The following is a 20571-nucleotide window of genomic DNA, read 5'->3' as shown; positions in this document are numbered from 1 at the left end:
TTCCTTTCAGGTTCATTTCGTCAGTGACAAAGCGCCGGGCGCACCGGCGAGCGACCGGTTTGGCGACGAGGTGGCGATGAGGATAATCAGGGTGAGCACGTAAGGGGTGGCGTAGAAGAGGTAGTAGCCCTTTGTCACCCCGACCGACTGCAGTGCCGGACCAAGAGCGCCGGCACCGCCGAAGAGCAAGGCTGCGAAGAAGCAGCCGATCGGATTCCAGCGCGCGAAGATGACGAGGGCGACGGCCATCAAGCCCTGCCCGGACGAGATGCCTTCGTTCCACGAACCGGGATAATAGAGCGAGAGATAGGCACCGCCGACAGCCGCGAGCGAGCCGCCGGTTGCCGTGGCGAGCAGGCGGACGCGGTCGGGATTAATTCCCATAGCGCGTGCCGCATCGGTGCTGTCGCCGACGACGCGCAGGATCAGTCCGACGCGCGTGTTCCGGAACGCCCACCAGAGCAGGAAGGCGAGCGCAGCCCCGACGACGAACAGCACGTTGATGTTCAAGGCGGCCTGGATCTGCGGAATGGCGGACCAGAAGCCGAGCGGAATCGACGGGAGATGCGGGGCGGCAGGTTGGATGAACGGCTTGCCGAGAAAGAAGGCGAGGCCGAGCCCGAACTGCATCATGGCGATGCCGATGGCGATATCGTTGACCTTCGGCCACTTGCAGATCCAACCATGCAGCAGGCCGAAGATCGCTCCCGTGCCCATCGCCGCCAGCACGCCAAGCCACGGAGAGCCGGTCATGACGGCGACGGCATAGGCTGTCATGGCTCCGAAGACGAGCGTACCTTCCAGGCCAAGATTGATGCGGCCGGAGCGCTCGGTAATGGTTTCGCCAAGACTGACGAAGATGAAGGGTGTCGAGACGCGGATCGCGCCGGCGAGAATTGCGAGCGGAACCCCCCAGATGCCGATGCCCGAGCTTTCCATCATTGGCTCCTTTTCCAGAGGTCTGGATTGAAGATCTTGAAGCGGCCGTAGAAGGTTTCGCAGAAGAGGATGACGATGAAGAGTGTGCCCTGGAGAACCAGCACCGTGGCGTCGGGAAGTCCCATGCGCCGCTGGATAAGTCCCCCCGACGCGTCAATGCCGCCGAGCAGGATCGCGACCGGGATGATCGCGAGCGGATTGTGTCGGGCAAGGAAGGCGACGAGGATGCCGGTGTAGCCATAACCTGCCGCAAGCGATGCATTGGCGCTGCCCTGGACGGCTGCCACCTCGATCATGCCGGCGAGACCCGCGAAACTTCCGGCAATCGCGGCAAATCCGGTGACCAGCCTGCCGACGGCCAAACCCTGAATTTGGGCGGCGCGGACGTTGCCGCCGGCTATGCGTGCGGCAAAGCCGTAGCTGGTTGCTTCGATCAGCACCCATGAGAGAATGCAGGCGACGACGCCGATCGCCAGTCCCCAGTGAACGTCCATGCCGGGTATCTTGCCGAGCATGTAATCGGTCGGCAGCGGTGCTGTGGACGGCTTGTTCAGGCTTGCCGGGTCGCGAAGCGGTCCCTCAACGAGCTGGTTCATCAGGGCAATGGCGATATAGGCGAGCAGCAGCGACGAGATCGTTTCGTTGACCCCCCGATAGTGACGCAGGAAGCCTGCCAGACCGATCCAGAAGCCGCCGGCGATCATCGCCGCCATTGCCATGAGGATGAGTGTCGGCCAGGCGGGTGCAAGGTCGACAAGCGGCAACGCCGTGGCTGCGGCGGCGACCCCGCCCAGCACGACGGCGCCTTCGCCGCCGATGATCACCAGGCCGAGGCGCGCCGGAAGCGCGACACAAAGCGCGGTCAGGAGGAGGGGCGCGGCGCGGCTCAAGCTGTTCTGGATTGAAAACCAGCTGCCGAAGCCGCCCGTATACATCAGTTGGAAAAGCATCACCGGCGATTTGCCGATGATGAGAATGAAGAGGGAGAAAAGCCCAAGGCCGATCAGGATGGCCACGAGGCCGATGGCGACGGGCTCTGTCCGCCGCGCCAGCCATTCGACGGCAGGACGTAACGAGGCTGATTTGGCAGGAGCGATTGTCATTGCTGGATCGTGGGTCTCGACCGTCATGGCACGTCTCCCTCAATTCATCAGGCGGTGGATCCGACGACGCCTTCGACCAGGTAGTCCATGCTCTCGAGCTCGATGGCGTCCTCGGCAAAGCTCTTGCCGCCGGCAACAACCTCGTTGCCCCTGTTGTCCTTGATCGGGCCCTTGAAGACGGAGAACCCGCCCTTCATGATCTCCGCATGTGTCGCCTCGAAGGCCTTGCGTCCTGCCTCGGGCACGCCCGGTCCGAGCGGACTCATTTTGACGAAGCCGTCCTTCAGGCCGCCGCGGACAAAATTGCCGAGCTTCTCGCCCGCCTGAGCCTTCTTGACGAAGTCGGTATAGACATTCCCCCAGGCCCATTCGGCACCGGTCAGATATTTCTCCGGAGCGAGCGGGCTCTGATTGGCGTGATAACCGCAGACGAAGGCATTGCGTCCAGCCGCGGTCTCGACCACGACCTTCGGGCTGTCCACATGGCAGGTGATGACATCAGCGCCCTGATCGACCAGCGCGTTTGTGGCTTCAGCTTCCTTCACCGCCAGGGACCATTCGCCAGTGAAAATCACCTGGCAGGTGATCGTCGGATCGACGCTGCGCGCGCCAAGCAGGAAGGAGTTGATGTTCTGGACGACCTGCGGGATAGGCTTGGCTGCGACGAAGCCGATCTTCTTGCTTTTTGTGGCATGGCCTGCGGCGATGCCGTTCAGATACTGGCCCTGGCCGATATAGCCGAAATAGGAGCCGGTATTCATCGGGTTCTTGCCTTCCTGCCAGAGGCCGCCGCAATGGCGGAACTGGATGTCCGGATACTTGGCGGCCATGGCTAGCATGTGCGGATCGAAATAGCCGAATGATGTCGGAAACAGCAGCGTCGCGCCGTCGAGATTTATCATCGATTCCATCGTCTTCTGGACGTCGACGGTCTCGGGGACGTTTTCCTCTTCGACGACCGTAACGCCAGGCATTGCCTTGACGATGGCCGCGCCCTCGGCATGTGCCTGGTTATAGCCATAATCGTCCTTGGGGCCGACATAGATGACGCCGATCGTGAGAGCGCTCTGGGCAAGGGCGCGCGAGGAAATGAGGCCTGGAACGGTGGCGGCAAAAGCGCCAGCGGCGGTTGCAGTCAAAAATTTGCGGCGGTTCATGGGAAGGAGATCGGTCATTGCATGCTCCTTGCGGCTGGTCCGGAGAAAAAGGTTACGACAAAGTGTATGCAATGAGCGTGCCAATAATTAACGCCTTGAAAATGCACGTGTAATGTAGAAGCGCTGTAGACTGAGATGAAAGTGTATGCACTTTAATGTCCATCATGATGATTTAATAATCACCGCCCTAATTGGAGACGCTTCGTTTGCAGTCGTCGAAACCTGATATCTCATCCGATTCGAAAGTATTCAGCCAAGTAACTGTATATGTTTAGGATTTGACTTGTTCTTGGTTCTGTAGCATCTGTATGCACTAGCAATGGAAGGCACGCTTTTGCGGCAGACGCGGAAAAGGGAGGTCGTGAGGGCCGGAACCACCGTCGAACAGATGGTGAGGGCAATCGCTGATCTGATCGTGACAGGGGGACTGTCGCCAGGCGACAGGCTCGACGAAGGGTCGCTTGCGGACCGTTTTGCGGTCTCCCGCACCCCTGTGCGTGAAGCCTTGCGAGAACTTGGGGCCATGGGTCTGGTCAGGCGCGAGCCAAACCGCAGCGCCGCCGTCGCCAATGTTTCCGAACACTACCTCCATTCGATGTTCGAGGCGATGGCTGAACTTGAGCGTATCTGCGCACGGCTTGCGGCCGAACGAATGACCGTGGACGAGCGCCGGTCGTTGGAACTGGAGCACCGCAATTCGATGCGCCTCGTTCATGCCGGGCGGCAGGAAGACTATGCCGCACATAACACCGATTTCCACACGCGGCTCTATCTCGGCGCCCACAACGACCACATTTTCGAACTCGTGACCACGACGAGGGCGCGTCTTGCGCCTTTCCGCAGCGCCCAGTTCCGATTGCCAGGCCGCTTGGCAAAGTCGTTCGAGGAGCACGACTTGATCGTCGAGGCGATCATGCGTGCTGACGCGGAAGCGGCCGGACGTGCTGCATTTCATCACGTCGAGATCGTTAGTGATGCCAGCAGTGTTTTTGCCCGGTCGTAGCGCAAGAAGCCGGCGTCCCTTGTCTCCGCCGAGGATGTCATTCGCCGCAATAAACGCCGATTGGAAGCCGGTTGGTTCTCGCTTCCAGTTGAAACAGAAATGTACAGCTCATTGGTAGCAATATTGCCGCGATGGTGTCGGGTTGCGATTGTGCGGCCAACAAATCAGTGGCGAAGATGCGTCGTATTTGTCCTCAGGCGATACCCAAAAAGACCGCGAGTGATCTTGTGACTGCTAAAATAGCGTCGTCTTCCAAACGTCCGATTACCGAACCGACCCGATCACGTTTCACAGACATTGTCTTGTCCACCATCACCTGCGAAACCTTTCGCAAACCGTTGAGTGCCGTTGCTTCAATTGTCGGTCGAATGAGCGGCGCGTCAGCAAGAGTGCTGGAAATCAATAGTACGGTTACCGTGCCAGTCGCGTCGAACTGATCTGCTTGGATGATAAGTGCAGGACGAGGTTTCCCGAAGTTGCCGGTGAGTGCAACGGCGACGATGTCGCCACGCCTCAAGCTTCACCTTGGGAGTCCAAGTCGGAAAGTGCGGCATCAAGGAAATCTTGCAACTCCCGATCGCCAGCATCGGAAAGAGCCGTCTGAACCGATTGGCGATGGCATTCGGCGGCGAAACCGGGGCAACGGGTATCGGGAACCCATATTTGTACCGGACGCAGCCCCGCGCCATCAAGGCCCGGCGGCGCTTTTGAGCCCTTTCCTTGACCGGGATTGCCACGACCATCGCCTTACGCCTTGTTACATGTAACAAATGGGCTCGAAGCGTCGCCTGTCAATGCGATTTCACGGACTGGCTCACGTGCGGGCAATACTGCCGTGCCACCCCACCACTTGGCGGAAGCGCATCTGCCAGTGCTAGCTGTGCGCTGGCCGGCGGAGGCCGATCACCCCGGCGCGGTATCCGGTCTATCCGCAGCAAACATTGGACCGCCCCTATGGGCCGGGAAGCCGTATCCGTTGATCATCACGAGGTCGATGTCGCTTGCGCGTGTTGTGATGCCTTCCGATAGTAGGGCGTCGCCCTCGTCGGCCATCGCCTTCAGAAGCCTTTTAACAATTTCCGTCGCCGTGAACGAACGGGGCTCGATCCCTTTCCGCGCACGCTCTTCCACAATGAGGGCAGTCACCTCGGGATCGACTGTCCGCCTTCCCTCAGGATAGGCATACCAGCCATGGCCGCTCTTTTGTCCGAAGCGCCCGACCTCGCAAAGGCGGTCCGCAATCTCGACGTAGCGCGCATTCGGATCGCGCGTTGACGCCTGACGTTTGCGACGTGCCCAGGCGATCTCCAGCCCGGCCATATCGCAGACGGCAAAGAGACCCATCGGAAATCCGAAGGCTTCCATCGCCTGGTCGACCTCGTGGGGCAGGGCGCCCTCTTCAACCATGAATTCGGCCTCGCGCCGGTAGGCGGAAAACACCCGGTTGCCGATAAAGCCTTCCGTCACGCCGCAGACGATCGGGAGCTTGCCGAGGCGTTTGCCAAAAGCCAGTGCCGTCGCTAGGACGTCGGTCTCTGTGCGCGCGCAATTCACCACTTCGACGAGTCGCATGATGTTTGCGGGCGAAAAGAAATGCAGGCCGACGACACGCTCGGGATGGCGGGTTGCGGCGGCAATTGCATCGGGATCGAGGTAGCTCGTGTTCGTGGCAAGGATCGCATCGGCCCTGACGACGTCGTCGAGGCGGCGGAAGAGGCCGGTCTTGACGTCGGAGTCGTCGAAAACAGCTTCGATGACGAGATCCGCATCGCGAAGCGCGCTGAGGTCCGAAGCGACAATGAGGTGATTGAGCCGCTCGTCCCGGCCAGTCGGATCGAGACGACCGGATTGCACCGCCTTGTCGAGAATCCCCGATATGCGCGCGTATCCCTTGGCGGCGCCTTCCTCGCTCTGTTCGACGCCGATGACCTGGTAGCCCGCATTCAGCGCCGAGACGGCGATGCCGGAACCCATCAGTCCAGTGCCGACCACGCCGACGCATCGTGTGTCCCGAGGCGTAGCCTTTTCCAGCCCCTCGACTTTTCTGGCCGCCCGCTCGGCAAAGAAGACGTGCCGCAGCGCTGCCGCCTCTTTAGAGCCCCTCAGGCGAAGGAATGTACTGCGTTCCTCGGCAAGACCATCCGTGAATGGAAGCGTCATGGCGGCCTTCACGAGCCGCAAGGCCTCAGCCGGTGCGGACTGGCCACGCGCCTTGGCAAGAATTTTTGCGCTAACCGCATCGATGTCGGCATCGCTGACCGGCTTGGCAGCGAGCGCACCGGATCTGCGAAGCTCGCCGCCTGCCATCGCGCCAACAAGGGCGCTCGCCTCTGCAACCAGATCCGCAGTCGCGATCAGGTCGATCAAACCGATGCTAAGCGCCGCACTTGCCTTTTGAGCGCGACCGGTTCCGATCATCTCGAGAGCTGCGGCAAAGCCGACGAGCCGCGGCAGGCGTTGCGTGCCGCCAGCGCCTGGGACCATCCCGAGTTTGACCTCCGGCAGACCGAAGCTCGCGGCGGGCGCGGCAACGCGACCATGACAGGCAAGGGCGAGCTCACATCCGCCTCCGAGCGCGGCGCCATTGACCGCCGCCACCACTGGCTTGGAGAACTGCTCGATGCGGAGATAGACGTCCGGGAGGAAAGGAGCTTCCGGGTGCTTGTCGAATTCCTTGATGTCGGCGCCGCCGACAAAGACCTTGCCGGCGCCGGTAATGACGATGCCGCGCACGGCGTCGCGCGCCGCTGCATTATCCAGTGCAGCACTCAGACCGGCACGCACGCCAAGCGACGTTGCGTTGACCGGCGGATTGTCGATGGTGACGACAAGCACGCCGTCGGCGATCTTGCCTGAGACCGTTTCGGAAAAGCGCAGGTCATCCATGATCCACCTATTCCGGAATGACGGCGGTTGCCTGGATCTCGATCTTGGCGCGGTCTTCCACCAGAGCCACCACCTGCAACGCAGCCATGGCCGGGAAATGCCTGCCGATCGTTTCGCGATAGGCCTGACCGATCCCCTTCAGATTGCCGAGATACTCCGCCCTATCGGTGAAGTACCAGGTCATCGACGTGATATGCTGTGGTTTGGCGCCGCCCTCTTCGAGCACGGCCACGACGTTCCTCAGGGTCTGGCGCACCTGTTCGACGAAGTCGTCGGTTTCGAACTCGCAGCGCTCGTTCCAGCCGATCTGACCGCCGACGAAAACCATGCGGCCCGTTGCTGCCATGCCGTTGGCGTATCCGATTGGCTTCACCCAGCCTTCAGGCTGCAGGATCGTGTGCATCAGTGGTCTCCAGATGATGTGTCAACGCGGCGCGGACGTCAGCCGGCCATGCGAGTGATTGGTGGGTGTCGAGCGACGTGGCGACGACGCGCTGTCGCGCTGTCCAAAGCACCTTGCCGTATGCCGATATCGTATGGTTGAGATCAAGCGAGGAACGGCCGATACCGGCAACGGCGATGTCGAATTCGAGTTCGTCGCCCTGGAAGCCGGGATTTGAGAACGTCACGTCCAGCCGGACGGTAGGGACGCCGATCCGGCGGTCCGCGATCAGGGTTTTCCAGGGAAAACCGAGCGACGCGAAGAAGTCCTCCAGAACCCCGACGAGCATGTTGAGGTAGGATGGAAAATAAGCGATCCCCGAGGGATCGCAGTCTCCGAAGCGCAGCGGTCTTGTCGTTTCAAACCCCACTGATCACCTCAATTCGCGAATGCGGCAATGCCGGTGACGGCGCGGCCGAGGATCAGGGCGTGCACGTCATGCGTCCCCTCATAGGTGTTGACCACCTCGAGGTTGACGAGATGGCGGGCAATGCCGAACTCGTCGGAAATGCCGTTGCCGCCGAGCATGTCGCGCGCAAGCCTGGCGATGTCGAGCGCCTTGCCGCAGGAATTGCGCTTGACGATCGAGGTCAGTTCCACCGGCGGATGGCCGTCTTCCTTCATGCGACCGAGCCGGATGCAGCCCTGCAGGCCGAGCGAGATCTCGGTTATCATGTCGGCAAGCTTCTTCTGGATCAGCTGATTGGCGGCCAGCGGCCGGCCGAACTGCTTGCGGTCGAGAACATATTGTCGTGCCCTGGCATAGCAGTCCTCGGCAGCGCCAAGCGCCCCCCAGGCGATCCCGAAGCGGGCCGAGTTCAGGCAGGTGAACGGACCCTTGAGGCCGGTGACGTTGGGCAACAGGTTCTCGTCCGGCACGAAGACCTCATCCATCACCACTTCGCCGGTGATCGAGGCGCGCAGGCCGACCTTGCCATGGATTGCCGGCGCCGACAGGCCCTTCCAGCCCTTTTCCAGGATGAAGCCGCGGATGACGCCGTCGTCGGTCTTGGCCCAGACGACGAAGACGTCGGCGATCGGCGCATTGGAGATCCAGGTCTTGGCGCCGCTGAGGCTGTAGCCGCCATCGACTGTCCTTGCCCGTGTCACCATCGAGCCCGGGTCGGAGCCGTGGTTGGGTTCGGTCAGTCCGAAGCAGCCGATCCACTCGCCGGAAGCAAGCTTCGGCAGATACTTCTGCTTCTGCGCCTGCGAGCCGAAGGCATCGATCGGCACCATGACGAGGGAGGACTGTACGCTCATCATCGAGCGGTAGCCGCTGTCGACGCGCTCGACCTCGCGGGCAATCAGCCCATAGGCAACATAACCAAGTCCGGCGCCGCCATATTCAGGAGCAATCGTCGGTCCGAGCAGCCCAAGCTCACCCATCTCGCGAAAGATTGCAGGGTCGGTCTTCTCATGACGGAAGGCCTCGAGCACGCGCGGCAAGAGCTTCTCCTGCGCAAAGGCGTGTGCGGTTTCCTGCACCATGCGCTCCTCGTCCGTCAGCTGCTCCACCAGCCGGAACGGATCGGCCCAGTCGAAGGTCTCGCGGGTATGTAACATTGTGTCTCCCATCATGTGGTCTTGAGGAGTTCGCGCGCGATAATGAGCTTCTGCACCTCGGTTGCGCCTTCGTAGATGCGCAGCGCGCGGATCTCCCGGTAGAGTTTTTCGGTCATTTCGCCTGTCCGGACGCCGCGACCGCCAAACAGCTGGACTGCGCGATCGATGACGGTCTGCGCCGTCTCCGTCGCAGTCATCTTCGCCATCGCGGCTTCCCGCGTCGTCGGCAGCTTCTGCACGTCGCGTCGCCACGCCGCCCTGTAGGTCAAGAGTGCTGCACCATCGATACCCGTCGCCATGTCGCCGAGGGCTGCCTGAGTCAGCTGGAGATCGGCCAGTCTTGCACCAAACATCGACCGCTCCCTTGCATGCGCAAGTGCTTCGTCAAGGGCGCGCCGGGCAAAGCCCACGGCGGCGGCTGCGACCGACGCCCGGAAGATATCGAGGGTGCGCATGGCGATCTTGAAGCCTTCGCCCGGATTACCGAGCCGCCGCGATGAGGGAATGCGGCAGTTCTCGAAGCGGATTGTTGCCAGCGGGTGCGGGGCAATGACATCGATGCGTTCGGCAATCGAGAAGCCGGGGTCATCGGCAAAGATGACGAAGGCTGAAATTCCGCGCGTACCCGGCGCCTCGCCGGTTCGGGCAAAGACCGTATAGACATCGCCGATGCCGCCGTTGGAGATCCAGGTCTTTTCGCCATCGAGAATATAGTGGTCGCCGTCGGGGCGAGCCGCACAGGCCATGGCCGCAACGTCGGATCCCGCATCCTTTTCAGAGAGTGCAAAGGCAGCGAGCCATTCGCCGCTGCGCACTTTCGGCATGACGGCGGCGCGAAGCGCGGCCGAACCGCTGAGACCAATCGCTCCGGTCCCGAGCCCCTGCATCGCGAAGGCGAAGTCGGCCAATCCGTGGTGCCAGGCAAGGGTTTCGCGTGTCAGGCATACCAGCCGTGAATCGATCAACGGATCGGCTTCGGAAACCCCGGTCGCCACGCTCAAGATTCCTGCGTCGCCCAACGCACGAACGAGCCTGCGACACGCGGCATCGACATCGGCGTGATCGATCGTCGTCATCGCATCCGACCTGGCGAACGCATCAAGCAGGCTTGCGAATTCGCGGTGGCTGCCGTCGAAGAACGGCCAGTCGAGATGCTCCCGGGATGGTCCGGTCACTGTCGCGGAAATGCTCATCGCCTAGTTCCCCTGGAACTCTGGCTTGCGCTTGGCGGCGAAGGCTTCAAAGGCGCGGCGAAAATCCTGTGTCGCCATGCAGATCGCCTGTGCTTGGGCCTCTGACTCGATCATCTCGTCGATGCCCATTGCCCATTCCTGGTTCAGCATGGTCTTGGTCATGCCATGTGCGAACCACGGGCCGTCAGCCAGCGAGAGCGCAAGTTTATGTGCCTCGCCGCCGAGATCGTTGGCCTGATGTAGGGCATTGTAGAAACCCCAGGCATTGCCTTCGGCCGCCGTCATGGAGCGGCCGGTGTAGAGCAGTTCGGCGGCGCGTCCCTGGCCGATGATACGGGGCAGGATCCCGCAGGCGCCCATGTCTGCACCCGCAAGCCCGACACGTGTAAAAAGGAACGCAGTCTTGGCTTCAGGGGTCGCCAGCCTGATGTCGGATGCCATCGCCAGAATTGCGCCAGCCCCCGCGCAGATGCCATCGACAGCGGCGATGATCGGCTGCGGGCATTTCCGCATCGCCTTCACGAGATCACCAGTCATGCGGGTGAAGGCAAGGAGCTCAGGCATTGCCATCTGCGTCAACGGCTCAATGATCTCAAATACATCGCCGCCAGACGAGAAATTGCCGCCAGCCCCGGAAAGCACGATCGCCCTGACATCAGAGGCATAGGCGAGTTCGCGAAACAGGTCGCGCAACTCGGCATAGCTGTCGAAGGTCAGCGGGTTCTTGCGCTCCGGCCGATTGAGCGTAATCGTCGCAACGCGGCCGTTCTCACTCACGTTCCAGAGGAAATTCTGCGCCTGATAATCCCTGAAGGAGCGCAGGTGTCCCTGCATCGTCGTATCCTTGTCGCTCATCCCGCCAAAACCTCCCCACCGGCCACTGCGATGGCCTGTCCGTTGATCGATGCGCTGCCGGGTGCCGCCAGCCAGAGCACTGCATCCGCAACTTCCTCGGGCTTGACGAGCCGTCCTTGCGGATTGGATTTCGTGAATTCGGCAAGCGCCTGTTCAGCACTTCGCCCGGTCTTTTCGACGATCGTCTCGATTGATCGCTTAATGATTGGCGTGTCGGTGAAACCTGGGCAGACCGCATTGACGGTTATCCCCGTCTTTGCCAGTTCCAGCGAAAGCGACCGGGTCAGACCAACGACGCCATGCTTGGCCGCGACATAGGCGGAAACATATCCATATCCTGTCAGCCCCGCGGTCGAGGCGATATTGATGATGCGCGCACCTGTTCCGCGAGCCTTCAGATCCGGCAGAACTGCCTGGGTGACGAGGAAGACGCCGGTCAGATCGACGGCGATCACATGGTTCCACATGTCGAGGCTGGTCTTTTCGAAGGCGGCGCTCGGGGCTTCTCCGGCATTGTTGACCAGGATGTCTACGGGGCCGAATGCCGTGTGCGCACTTGCCAAACCCCTGGCGATTGCTTCTGGACTTGTGACATCGAAAGCATCAACGACATGTACGCCCGTAGTTCCAATCTCTTCGGCAAGCGCCTGCAGCGGCTCGCGCCTTCGTCCGGCGAGCGTTACATGTGCCCCTTCCGAGACCAGGGCACGGGCGATCGCCGCTCCGATACCGGAACCGGCGCCGGTGACGAGGGCATGGCGGCCCGAGAGTTTGCCGGAAATGGTCATCATGACGAGCCTATTTGGCGGGCGCTGCCGTGGCGGCACGGGCGAGGTTGGCCTCGTATTGATATTTGCCGGACTGATACTGCTTCGGCCATGCTATCGAGGTCAGGCCGATCTTGGCCGCCTCATGCAACGACCAGGCAGGGTCGGCAAGATGCGGACGGGCAACGGCGCATAGATCGGCGCGACCGGCAGCGATGATGGAGTTGGCGTGATCGGCCTCGGAGATTGCCCCGACGGCGATTGTCGGGATGCCAACCTCGTTGCGGATCTTGTCGGAGAACGGGGTCTGGAAGAGGCGGCCATAGACCGGCTGCTCCTGTTTTGATACCTGACCCGAGGAGCAATCGATCAGATCGGCACCGGCATCCTTGAACATCTGCGCAAAGATCGCCGCATCCTCCGGTGTGTTGCCGTTGTCCATCCAGTCATGGCAGGAGAGGCGCACCGACATCGGCTTGTCCTCGGGCCAGACTGCGCGCATCGCCCGGAAGACCTCGAGCGGGTAGCGGGCGCGATTTTCGTGGCTGCCGCCATACTCGTCGTCGCGCAGGTTAGTGACCGGCGAGAGGAAGCTCGATAACAGATAGCCGTGGGCGCAGTGCAGTTCGAGCCAGTCGGCGCCCGTCGTAGCCGCAAGTTCCGCAGCACGGACATGGTCTGCCTTGACGCGATCCATGTCGTCGCGGTCCATCGGCTTCGGGACCTGGCTGTCCTTGAGATAGGGAACGGCGGAGGCAGAGATCAACGGCCAGCCGCCTTCGCTCACGGGTTGGTCGATGCCCTCCCAGGCGAGTTTTGTCGAACCCTTGCGACCGGCGTGACCGATCTGGATTCCGACCTTTGCGGCACTGTTGGTGTGAACGAAATCGACCAGCCGGCGCCATTGCGCGGCTTGCTCGTCGTTCCAGAGCCCGAGGCAACCTGGTGTGATGCGGGCGTCGGGCGAGACACAGGTCATTTCCGCAAACACCAGACCGGCACCTCCCAGCGCCCGCGAGCCGAGATGGACGATATGAAAGTCGTTCAGCAATCCATCCCGTGCTGAATACATGGCCATTGGCGAGACCACGATGCGATTGACGAGGGTGGTTCCGCGCAGTTGATAGGGCGTGAACATCGGTGGAAGGCACCGGTCATTTCCGACAGCGATGCCCGACTTCTTCGCAAACCAGCGCTCGTAGCCTTCGAGCCAGGTCTTGTCGCGCAGGCGCAGGTTTTCATGGCTGATGCGCTGGGAGCGGGTCAGCATGGAATACATGAACTGTTCTGGCTCAAGCGTATCGGCGTAGCGGCGACCCACGACCTCGAACCACTCCATGGCATTGCGCGCCGCATTCTGGATGCGGGCGACGTCGACGCGGCGAATGTCTTCGTAGGTTTCAAGGACGGCTGGAATTTGCTCCTTGCCGTGTCCATTGATCTGGAACTGTCTGGTCAGCTCGATCGCATCGTCGATCGCCAGCTTGGTGCCGGAGCCGATGGCGAAATGCGCGGTATGGGCTGCGTCGCCCATCAGCACGACATGCGAATTGCCGTTGAAATGGCTCCACTTGCCGCAGATCAGGCGGTTGAAGTTCAGCCAGGCAGAGCCCCGCATATGGCGTGAGTTGGTCATCAGCGACGCGCCGTCGAGCACCTCGGAGAACAGATCTTCGCAAAACGCGATCGAGCCATCCTGATCCATCTTGTCGAGACCGTGGGCGAGGTAGGCCTCCTCGGTCGTCTCAATGATGAAGGTCGAGGTCTTGTCGTCGAACTTGTAGATATGCGCCTGGAACCAGCCATGGTCCGTCTTGCGGAAGTCGAAGGTGAAGGCGTCGTAGAGTTTGTTGGTGCCAAGCCAGATGTACCGGTTCGGCCGGGTGATCATGTCGGGTTGGAACACCTCAGGATAGTGGTTGCGGATCTTCGAATTCAGCCCGTCCGATCCGATCACCAAGTCGGCATCCGGGAAGTCGAGATCGGAGGTCACGTCGGTTTCGAAGATCAGCTCGACGCCGAGTTCCTCGCAGCGCTTCTGGAGGATGTTGAGCAGCTTCTTGCGACCGATGCCGACGAAGCCATGGCCCGAGGTGCGCTGGCGGGTTCCCTTGAACCAGACCTCGATGTCGTCCCAATGGTTGAAAGCGTCCTGGATCTCAGCGGCACTTTCCGGGTCCCATTCCTGCATCGCGGCCATCGTCGCATCCGAGAACACGACCCCCCAGCCGAAGGTATCGTAAGGCCGGTTGCGCTCGACGACCCGGACCGAATGCTCCGGATGAAGCTTCTTCATCAAAAGGCCGAAATAGAGACCCGCTGGACCTCCTCCGATACAGACGATGCGCATTCTTCATTCCTTCCCAGTCACGCCGAGCGGGTGCCCGCGGATCAAGTTATTTGAAGTTTAAAATATATAGAGGCAGAGCGAGGCGTCAAGCTTTAAAAGCATGAAATCCTCCAGACGTCGGCTCGTGCCTATCGCTGGAGGGTACGATATCCGCCGTGCCAATAGATCAAGGCACCCTGGTCCTCATTGACGCGAATGGCATTCACACGGCCGATGATGATGGAATGCGTCGCCCGGTCGATCATTTCTTCCAGCGTGCAGTCGAGGCTGACTGTCGCATCGACCAGCAAAGGTGCCCCGGTCGAGAGCGTTGTCCACTCGGCGTTGACGTAACGCTCAGAGCCTTTGCAGCCGTGGCGCCCGGAGAAGCGTTGGGCAATGTCCTGTTGGTGGGCCGCCAGCGAATTGACGCCGAAATGACCGAACCGGTGAAACAGCGGCCAGCTGGAGGACGACCGGTTGACGCAGACCATCACCAGTGGCGGGTCGGCGGCCAGCGAAACGGCAGAGGTGACGACGAGGCCGGAGCGCTCGCTACCGGTTCCAACGGTGACAACGGCGACATTGCCGGGAAGATGCCGCATGGCAGCCCGGAACGTGTCCGTCGTCGGCTTGACCCCACCGTGGTCTTCCTGAAGCAGCATGACAATCCTCCCAGGTTGCGTGGTGTACGTCTGCAAAAACCCGAATTGGTCTTTGCAGACGAGCATGCGCAGTTTCTAATGCTGGAGTGTTCCGTGCGCGGCGGCTAGGGGCGCTACCGCGACAGCACCGCTATGACGACCGTGCCGAAAGCGATTTGAGCGTCCCGGCTGAAGCAAAGCACCAGATCAGACAGCGATATCGAATGCCTTCACCGGATGGCGAATGCCCTCTGCGGCGAGGATCGGCAGGACCGTATCGCGGAAGTAGGGGAACTCGGTCAGATAGTCGACGAAGGAAAGTGTCGTGCCCCGGAATCCGACCTTATGCAGCGAAAGGATGCCGTCTGCGACCTGTTCTGGCGTGCCAACCAGCGGGAAGCCGCCATGGCCTGCCGCCATCCGATCGCGGATGAGCGCCAGGAGGTCATGCGGGAAGGACTGGGCATGCGCAAATTGCAGGCGCACCAGATTGTCGACTGCATCCCAGTCGGCATTGTCCTGCCCGAAATGACGCAGATAGTCTCGTGCTTCCTTCTCCGTCGGGCGGCAGACGACGTGGGAAAAGGTCAGGACGCCGACAGGGCGGTTAACCTCTGCAGCCTGCGCCTTCAGTGCGGCGATTTCGTCGACCGAGCGGGCGAGATCGATTGCCGGCGTAAACAGGAAATCGGCGTTGCGGACCGCGAAGTTGCGGCCTTCACCGGAGCCGGCGGCGTTCAGGATCGGCACATGGCCGGCTGGCCGTGGGTCTCCGAGAATGTTCGTGAGCTTGAAGTGCTGGCCATCCCAGTCGAAAGCCTCCTCGCGGCTCCACAGTGCCTTGACGACGTCAAACCATTCCTGGGCATAGCCGTAACGCTCGGCGTGACCGGCCGGAAGGTCAAGACCGAGCGCCTCATATTCCGGCTGGTTCCAGCCCGCGACGATGTTGAGGCCGATGCGGCCGCGGCTGATCTGGTCGATCGTGGCGATCTGCTTGGCGACGACCGCCGGCAGGTTGGCTGCCGTATGGATTGTCGCAAACACATTGATGTCGCGTGTCCGCGCCAGAAGTGCCGCCGCCCAGGTGATGGTTTCCAGCACGTTACCGTGGAAGTTTGTGTCACCGCCATACCCGATCCAGCGTGCGATCGGCAGCATGAAGTCAATGCCGGCCTCGTCGAGGAGATGGGCAAGTTTCAGGTTGTTTTCCCAGGAGTTTACCCAGCGCTCGGGGACCTTGGTGACCGACATCCCGCCGGAACAGTTGGTGGCGAAGGTTCCAAGCAGGAACTGCTGGTCGTCGAACATGGAGTTGCGTTCATTCGTCATGTGTTCACCTCGTATATTTGTTATAATTTATAATATAAACTCTATTATAAAATATATCCCTGTCAATCGGCAAATGCTGATAGACGCGGTTTTTGGGGGAGGTTATGTCTTGGCTTTCGGAGATCGAGAGATGCAGCGCAAGGAACCGCATGAAAAACAGCCGGATGCGGTGGACCGTAGCTGGCACCTGGCGCGCACCGCCGTTGAGGTTGACGTCGCCGAGATCGAGTATGCGCTGATGCGCGCCTACGAGGCGTTCGGCCGCTGGCAAACGGAGTGCCTTGCTTCGGTTGTCGATATTGCCGCAAGCGGCCCCGAAAATGCCATGCTGCACATCATCCGGATGAATGATCGCCCGAAAACGATCAAGGATCTCGCGCGGCTTGCCAATCGCGAGGACATTCCAAACATTCAGTACAGCTTGCGAAAGCTGATCGGTGCCGGACTGGTCGTCCGCCAGGGCAGCGGCCGATCGGGCGTCACCTATCTGGTGACCGAAAGCGGTCGTGCGGTCACTGACCAATATGCTGACATCCGGGCGTCACTGTTGATTGCGGCCATCAAATCGGTGCCGAATTTCCCGCACAAGCTGGAAGAGGCGACGCGGACGCTGGAGCTTTTGACGGGTATCTACGAACAGGTGGCGCGTGTTGCGGCGACGCACCGCCGCTCGAATCCCTGACGTCGGCGCAAGCACTATGCCTCGGCGACGCGGTCAAGCCAGCCGGGTTCGATGCGGGGCAGGGGAATGGCATCCAGCAAGGTGCGCGTATATGCGTCTGCGGGTGCAGAGAAGACGCGATCGCACGAACCGTGCTCGACCACGGCACCCTGACGCATCACATAGACCCTGTCGCAGACTGCACGGATTACTGACAGATCATGGCTGATAAAGGCCATGGACAGGCCGAGATCCCGCGAAAGTTCCTTCATCAGGTTGAGAACCTGAGCCTGGGTTGAGACGTCAAGCCCGGAAACAACTTCGTCGGCCAGCACGAAGTCCGGTTCGAGCAGCGCTGCCCGCGCGATGCCGACGCGCTGGCGCTGGCCGCCCGACAGCTCATGCGGGTTGCGCTCAAGGCAGGCTATCGGCAACATGAAGCGCTCGAAGATCGCGGCGATCCTTCGCTCAGCACTCCTGGCGTCGTCTGCCAGACGGTGCAGGAGAAGGGGCTCCACCAGAATGCGCCGGATCGTGTGGCGGGGGTTCAGCGAAGCCATCGGATCCTGGAAGATCATCTGCATGCGCCGGCGCAGCGGCCGAAGTGCAGCGTCGGGCATCTGCGTGATGTCTTTCCCGTCGAAATGGATGGCGCCGGCCGAAACGGTGACGAGGCGAAGCAGTGCGCGTCCAAGCGTCGTCTTGCCCGAACCGGATTCGCCAACGATGCCGACTGTTTCTCCGCGCCTGATGTCGATGTCGACGCCATGCAGCACCTTGTGGCCGCCGCCGGGCTTTCCGAGCAGCCCGTGGGTCGCGCCGTAAATGACTTCGATGCCGGATGCGGTCAAAAGTGTGTCAGACATGGATCCCCGCATCTGTCCCGATTTCCCGCCGCAGCTGATCGAACACAGCCGGCGGGACAGGTGTCAGCCCTTCGTCCGGACGATCATAGCGCGGGCTCGCTGCAAGCAGGGCCCTTGTATAAGCGTGGGCCGGGTGGTCGAGCACGTCAGCGGTCGATCCGGCTTCTATCACCTTGCCCGAATAAAGCAGTGTCACACGATCGCAGATCTGTGCGACAACTCCGAGGTCGTGGGTCACGAAGAGCACGGCTGTCCCATGCTTGTCCTGCATGCCGCGGATCAGGCGCAGGATCTGCTTCTGCACCGTTACGTCGAGCGCTGTCGTGGGCTCGTCGGCGACGACGAGTTTGGGCTCCAGTGAAAACGCGGCGGCAATCAGCACGCGTTGGCGCATACCACCGGAAAGCTCATGCGGGTAAGCCTCCAACACACGCAAGGGATCACGGATATGCACCTCTTCCAGGAGCGAGATGGCCCTTGCATGTGCCTGCCGTCCTGACATCCCACGGTTCATTCTAAGGCCATCCGTCAGCTGCGCTTCGATGCGCCGGCCGGGATTGAGTGCAGTTTGGGGATCCTGCGGAATGAGCGCGATCTCGTTTCCGATGATCTGCCGCAAGGCACCCGAAGGCAGGGTCAAGAGATCGCGTTCCTCAAACCGAACAGAACCGCCAGTGACACGAACGGTGCGTGGCAGGATGCCGAGCAGGGCTTTTGCGATCGTGGATTTTCCAGCGCCACTTTCGCCGACGAGGCCATGCACTTCGCCGCGCGCCAGTCTCAGCGAGACATCTCTGAGGACGGAAGCGCCGCCGTCACGATCGGAAACAGCTGTCAGGCCAGTTATCGAAAGGAGAGGAAGATTGCTCATCGACGCATCACCGGATCAAGGGCACGGCGCAGGCCATCGCCCAGTTGGTTGAAGGCAAGGACTGTGGCAAACAACGCGATCAGGGGTGCGACCATGACCCACCAGCCTTGATAGATCATCTGCCTTCCGGCTGCGATCATGCCGCCCCATGTCGGCGTGTCCGAGGAAACGGAAAGACCAACGAAGGACAGGATTGCCTCGACGATCACCGCGATGCCCATTTCCAGGCTTACCAGGGCGATAAGAACAGGCGCGACATTCGGCAGGATTTCGGAAAAAAGAATGCGTGTGCGCGAAAAGCCGATGGTTTGCGCAGCCGTCACATAGTCCATCTGCGCCTGGGATTTCGTCTCGGACCGGACGACACGACAAAAGCGCGTCCAGTCGATGATGACGATGGCGGCAATCACGGAGTGGACGCCTGCGCCGAGAACCGCGACAAGAAGGATCGACAAGAGGACGGGCGGAAATGCCATCCATATGTCGACGAGGCGCGAAATGACCCGGTCCGCCCAGCCGCCGTACCAACCGGCAACGAGCCCAAGCAGCGTACCGATCAGAGCTGCAAGTGTTGCTGCGACAAAGGCGACGAGGAGCGCAATGCGGGTCCCGAAGATCAGGCGCGAAAGCACGTCGCGGCCGAGATCGTCGGTGCCGAGCCAGTAGCCGGGCTCGGCGCCCTCGATCCAGGCCGGAGGCAAGGTGCCGAGCATCAGATCCTGTTCGAGCGGATCCTTGGGTGCGATCCATGGCGCGCCGATTGCAAGCAAGACAAGAATGAGGATGAAGGCGCCGCCAAGGACGACCTTGGGTTGGGCCAAGAGCGCGCGCCGTCGCCGTTGCGCCGCTGTCTGCAAAGGAAAAGACGCGATATCAACCATGACGCAGCCTCGGATTGAACGCGGCGACCAAAAGATCGACAAGCAGGTTGACCAGAATGAACAGCACCCCGAAGACGAGCACGAGACCTTGGATCAGGGGCAGGTCGCGGTTAATAACGGCGTCAATCGCCATGTTGCCGATGCCCGGATATGAGAAAATCCGCTCGACGATGACCGTGCCGCCAATGAGGAAGGTGAATTGGACACCCGTCAGCGCGATGGTCGGGCCGATCGCGTTGCGCAGCGCCTCCTGCAGCACCAGGCGAAGCTCCGACATGCCTTTCAGCCGTGCGAGCAGGACGTAATCCTGCACCATCGCTTCTGATAATGCTGCCTTGAGGACCCGGGCGATGATCGCGGCAAGCGGCAGCCCAAGTGCCAGGACCGGCATGACCATATGGGCGACGACATCACCGAAAACCGCAAAGCGTAGCCGCAAGAGGCTTTCGATAAGATAAAACGGTGTCGCGAACGGCATGTTGATCGTTGGGTCGATGCGACCGGAAAGCGGAAAGATTGGATAGAATACGCCGAGGATCAGAACGAGCGCCAGCGCCCAGACGAAATCTGGAACGGCTAGAAAAAGCCCGTTCAGCGCGTCGATGACCGGTTCGAGCGGGCCGCGCCGCAGCAGCGTGCCTGCGACCGCAATCGCCATTCCCGATGCAACCGCAACGACCAGGGCGGCGACGGCAAGTTCGAGCGTTGCCGGCAGGCGTTCGCCAAGCAGGTCGAGAACGCTGCGCTTGAGGGATATCGACGTGCCGAAGTCGCCGCCAAGCATGGCCTTCAGCCACAGGCCGAACTGAACAGGCAAGCTCGCGTCCAGGCCATAATGGGCGCGCAAAGCGGCAATGTCGGCAGCACTTGCGCCCGGCGAAATCATCATGGCGATCGGATCGCCAGGCACCACACGCAAGAGAACGAAGACGATCAGGGCAACGCCGAACAAGGTGACGGCGGCCATGACGACGCGGTTGAAGATAGAAAGCGCTATCATCAGCTCATTTTTCTCGCAGGACGCCTGATTGAAGCCATGATTTAGGCGGGCGGCGGCGGCTGCAAAGGATGCCATT

At 61.1% G+C, this 20571-nt stretch carries 20 protein-coding genes and 1 pseudogene; 2 read left to right on the top strand and 19 right to left on the bottom strand.

Features of this window, described 5'->3' with window-relative positions:
- Positions 1-12: 12 nt before the first annotated feature.
- From RGCCGE502_RS31740 to RGCCGE502_RS31730, 3 genes are read right to left on the bottom strand one after another with little or no spacing between them, the layout of a single operon-like run.
- Positions 13-939: an ABC transporter permease gene (locus RGCCGE502_RS31740; RefSeq protein ID WP_016558328.1), complete on the bottom strand. Its 927-nt coding sequence runs from the start codon at positions 937-939 to the stop codon at positions 13-15.
- Positions 939-2069, bottom strand: coding sequence for an ABC transporter permease (locus tag RGCCGE502_RS31735; protein WP_016558327.1), 1131 nt, complete (start codon positions 2067-2069; stop codon positions 939-941). Before RGCCGE502_RS31735 ends, RGCCGE502_RS31740 begins: the two co-directional genes overlap by 1 nt.
- 20 nt (positions 2070-2089) lie before the next feature.
- A complete protein-coding gene (locus tag RGCCGE502_RS31730) occupies positions 2090-3217 on the bottom strand; it encodes a BMP family ABC transporter substrate-binding protein (RefSeq protein WP_016558326.1) in 1128 nt (375 codons plus the stop codon).
- A gap of 301 nt (positions 3218-3518) precedes the next feature.
- Here RGCCGE502_RS31730 and RGCCGE502_RS31725 point away from each other — a divergent pair, with 301 nt between their 5' ends.
- Positions 3519-4202, top strand: coding sequence for a GntR family transcriptional regulator (locus RGCCGE502_RS31725; protein WP_016558325.1), 684 nt, complete (start codon positions 3519-3521; stop codon positions 4200-4202).
- 193 nt (positions 4203-4395) lie between these two features.
- Here the strand turns inward: RGCCGE502_RS31725 and RGCCGE502_RS31720 are convergent, their stop codons facing one another.
- From RGCCGE502_RS31720 to RGCCGE502_RS31665, 12 genes and pseudogenes are all read right to left on the bottom strand, one after another.
- On the bottom strand, positions 4396-4719 hold the full coding sequence (locus RGCCGE502_RS31720) for a type II toxin-antitoxin system PemK/MazF family toxin (RefSeq protein WP_016558324.1): 324 nt from the start codon (positions 4717-4719) through the stop codon (positions 4396-4398).
- Positions 4716-4939: pseudogene (locus RGCCGE502_RS36065) on the bottom strand (antitoxin MazE family protein). The gene RGCCGE502_RS31720 and the pseudogene RGCCGE502_RS36065 overlap by 4 nt, the downstream one beginning before the upstream one ends.
- A 166-nt stretch (positions 4940-5105) precedes the next feature.
- Positions 5106-7088 (bottom strand): 3-hydroxyacyl-CoA dehydrogenase NAD-binding domain-containing protein, encoded by a 1983-nt coding sequence (locus tag RGCCGE502_RS31710; protein ID WP_016558323.1) that lies wholly within the window; start codon positions 7086-7088, stop codon positions 5106-5108.
- Between the two features lie 7 nt (positions 7089-7095).
- Positions 7096-7491, bottom strand: coding sequence for a RidA family protein (locus tag RGCCGE502_RS31705; protein WP_016558322.1), 396 nt, complete (start codon positions 7489-7491; stop codon positions 7096-7098).
- A complete protein-coding gene (locus RGCCGE502_RS31700; protein ID WP_016558321.1) occupies positions 7469-7900 on the bottom strand; it encodes an acyl-CoA thioesterase in 432 nt (143 codons plus the stop codon). Before RGCCGE502_RS31700 ends, RGCCGE502_RS31705 begins: the two co-directional genes overlap by 23 nt.
- 8 nt (positions 7901-7908) lie before the next feature.
- A complete protein-coding gene (locus RGCCGE502_RS31695; RefSeq protein ID WP_016558320.1) occupies positions 7909-9096 on the bottom strand; it encodes an acyl-CoA dehydrogenase in 1188 nt (395 codons plus the stop codon).
- Between the two features lie 11 nt (positions 9097-9107).
- Positions 9108-10289, bottom strand: a complete 1182-nt coding sequence (locus RGCCGE502_RS31690; protein ID WP_016558319.1) for an acyl-CoA dehydrogenase family protein — start codon at positions 10287-10289, stop codon at positions 9108-9110.
- A gap of 3 nt (positions 10290-10292) precedes the next feature.
- The gene (locus RGCCGE502_RS31685; RefSeq protein WP_016558318.1) at positions 10293-11144 is read right to left on the bottom strand and encodes an enoyl-CoA hydratase family protein; all 852 of its coding nucleotides are present in this window, start codon (positions 11142-11144) and stop codon (positions 10293-10295) included.
- Positions 11141-11935: an SDR family NAD(P)-dependent oxidoreductase gene (locus RGCCGE502_RS31680; RefSeq protein ID WP_016558317.1), complete on the bottom strand. Its 795-nt coding sequence runs from the start codon at positions 11933-11935 to the stop codon at positions 11141-11143. The genes RGCCGE502_RS31685 and RGCCGE502_RS31680 overlap by 4 nt, the downstream gene beginning before the upstream one ends.
- Positions 11936-11942: 7 nt before the next feature.
- Positions 11943-14261, bottom strand: a complete 2319-nt coding sequence (locus RGCCGE502_RS31675; protein ID WP_016558316.1) for a bifunctional salicylyl-CoA 5-hydroxylase/oxidoreductase — start codon at positions 14259-14261, stop codon at positions 11943-11945.
- 128 nt (positions 14262-14389) lie between these two features.
- Positions 14390-14905 (bottom strand): flavin reductase family protein, encoded by a 516-nt coding sequence (locus RGCCGE502_RS31670; RefSeq protein ID WP_016558315.1) that lies wholly within the window; start codon positions 14903-14905, stop codon positions 14390-14392.
- Positions 14906-15091: 186 nt separating this feature from the next.
- Positions 15092-16216 carry an LLM class flavin-dependent oxidoreductase gene (locus RGCCGE502_RS31665; RefSeq protein WP_016558314.1) on the bottom strand — a complete coding sequence of 375 codons (1125 nt, stop codon included), beginning with the start codon at positions 16214-16216 and terminating at the stop codon, positions 15092-15094.
- A gap of 130 nt (positions 16217-16346) precedes the next feature.
- Between RGCCGE502_RS31665 and RGCCGE502_RS31660 the strand changes: the two genes are divergently transcribed.
- Positions 16347-16898: a winged helix DNA-binding protein gene (locus RGCCGE502_RS31660; RefSeq protein WP_016558313.1), complete on the top strand. Its 552-nt coding sequence runs from the start codon at positions 16347-16349 to the stop codon at positions 16896-16898.
- A gap of 14 nt (positions 16899-16912) precedes the next feature.
- Here the strand turns inward: RGCCGE502_RS31660 and RGCCGE502_RS31655 are convergent, their stop codons facing one another.
- From RGCCGE502_RS31655 to RGCCGE502_RS31640, 4 genes are read right to left on the bottom strand one after another with little or no spacing between them, the layout of a single operon-like run.
- On the bottom strand, positions 16913-17743 hold the full coding sequence (locus tag RGCCGE502_RS31655) for an ATP-binding cassette domain-containing protein (protein WP_016558312.1): 831 nt from the start codon (positions 17741-17743) through the stop codon (positions 16913-16915).
- Positions 17736-18614 carry an ABC transporter ATP-binding protein gene (locus tag RGCCGE502_RS31650; RefSeq protein ID WP_016558311.1) on the bottom strand — a complete coding sequence of 293 codons (879 nt, stop codon included), beginning with the start codon at positions 18612-18614 and terminating at the stop codon, positions 17736-17738. The genes RGCCGE502_RS31655 and RGCCGE502_RS31650 overlap by 8 nt, the downstream gene beginning before the upstream one ends.
- A complete protein-coding gene (locus RGCCGE502_RS31645) occupies positions 18611-19495 on the bottom strand; it encodes an ABC transporter permease (protein WP_016558310.1) in 885 nt (294 codons plus the stop codon). The genes RGCCGE502_RS31650 and RGCCGE502_RS31645 overlap by 4 nt, the downstream gene beginning before the upstream one ends.
- A complete protein-coding gene (locus RGCCGE502_RS31640; RefSeq protein WP_040676123.1) occupies positions 19488-20495 on the bottom strand; it encodes an ABC transporter permease in 1008 nt (335 codons plus the stop codon). Before RGCCGE502_RS31640 ends, RGCCGE502_RS31645 begins: the two co-directional genes overlap by 8 nt.
- Positions 20496-20571: the final 76 nt, after the last annotated feature.

The sequence above is a fragment of the Rhizobium grahamii CCGE 502 genome (genome assembly GCF_000298315.2).
In the GTDB taxonomy this organism is placed as follows: domain Bacteria; phylum Pseudomonadota; class Alphaproteobacteria; order Rhizobiales; family Rhizobiaceae; genus Rhizobium; species Rhizobium grahamii.
The sequence above is the reverse complement of the archived record's forward strand: the minus strand, read 5'-3'. Positions and strand labels throughout refer to the sequence as shown.